At 65.3% G+C, this 1,445-nt stretch carries 2 protein-coding genes; both read right to left on the bottom strand.

Annotated elements, in window-relative coordinates:
• Positions 1-124: 124 nt before the first annotated feature.
• The gene (locus HMPREF0178_RS19805) at positions 125-568 is read right to left on the bottom strand and encodes a phage protein (protein ID WP_005027516.1); all 444 of its coding nucleotides are present in this window, start codon (positions 566-568) and stop codon (positions 125-127) included.
• Between the two features lie 16 nt (positions 569-584).
• Positions 585-1,445 (bottom strand): DUF3383 family protein (locus HMPREF0178_RS19800; protein ID WP_009369316.1); only part of this gene is annotated, 861 nt, incomplete at its 5' end.

The raw sequence follows: 1,445 nt of genomic DNA, 5'->3' as shown, positions 1-1,445 counted from the left end.
GCGCTTCCGGCGAGGGCCACGAGCCGCTCGGTCACCGGGGCCAGACGCCGCACCACATGGAGCTGCTGGAAGGCGTTCAGCCTGCCGGAATCGAAGGTCTTGTCCTTGATGGTGAACTGCATGGCTACATCCCCAGCAGGAAGGAAATGGACCCGGCGTTGAACGTCCACTCCACAGCCCCGGCATCGGTGCCGTAGGTGATGGCGGGCTGCTTGGCAAAGGCGCAGTTCTGGCAGGTGATCACGTCGCCGCGCGCAACGTCGCGGATGACGATGGTGTTCATGCCGTGCTGGGCGCCGGTGGTGGTCTGGAGGTTGTACATGATCTGGAGCGCCGCGTTGACGCTGGAGGTCTTGAGCAGCTTGACCGACACGGTGCCGGATTTGTCGCCGAGCAGGCTGTGCATCACGGAGCCGTCGGCCCCGACGGTCATCTTGCTCCGCTCGCCGGCGGGCGTGACGGTGATGCCGCCCTGTTCGACCCCGGCCTCGTCTCCGGCGAGGGAGACGTTGCCGCCCGGCCCGTAGATGGAAGCCTGCACATCAAGAAAGCTATACGAATGTCCCATGGTTTTCCGTCCTCAATCAGCGGTTGACGTCGATCTGCACGTCGACGAAATGGATGGCCCCGGCAAGCTTGGCGGCGATCTGGATGGGCGGGCACTTGCGCTGCTCGCGCTCGGACTGCGCCTGTTCGGCCACGGGGGTCGTGTATACGTAGTAGCCCTTGTCGAGATAATCGCCGCGTTCCAGCAGGCCGAAACCGTCGGCGTTCCACGTGCCCGGAGCCACAAGGCCGTTGTTCACGGCTTCGCCGAGCACGGCCTCGATGCAGGTGATGATCTGGTTGGCGCCCGCGTCGGTCTGGGGGATCTTGGTCTTGGACTGGTAGAGCAGGTTCCAGGTTTCGGACTGGATGGCGTTCTGAAGCCAGTCGAGGCCGTGGATCTCGTCGAAGTAGGCCGGGCCGGACATCACGCCTTCCTGGAAGATGGCGGTTTCGTTGTCGTAGGCGGCGAACACGTTGCAGCGCTTGGCTTCGAGGGCTTTCGCCTGCGTTTCGGTGAGGCCCTCGGCGGCGACGCCGGGAAGCTGCTTGAACTTCAGGGTGATGGTGCTGCGGTTGGCCGAGAAGTTCACGGTGAAGGCGCGGCCGAGCGCGGAGACGATGGCGTAGGGATTGCGGCTGTAGGCCACGATGGTGCGCTTGCGGGCCAGCTCCTTGAGCTTGCTGGCGGCGTCCTCGGCGTATCCGGCGTCCAGCGCGCGGCTGTCGGTGACGGTGACGCCGTAGATGCGGGCCTTGGCGGAGGCTTCGACAAAGGCGGCCACGTCAAGGTGATCCTCGACGGTCAGGCCCTCGTCGGCAAAGACGCAGCCGTACCAGTCGCCGGACTTGTCGGCCAGCGCGGCCACGGCTTCCTTGGCGGTTTCGCCGTCGGTGCC

The organism is Bilophila sp. 4_1_30 (assembly GCF_000224655.1).
In the GTDB taxonomy this organism is placed as follows: Bacteria; Desulfobacterota; Desulfovibrionia; order Desulfovibrionales; family Desulfovibrionaceae; genus Bilophila; species Bilophila wadsworthia.
Note: the sequence above shows the minus strand (reverse complement) of the source record. Positions and strands in the feature narration are given on the sequence as shown.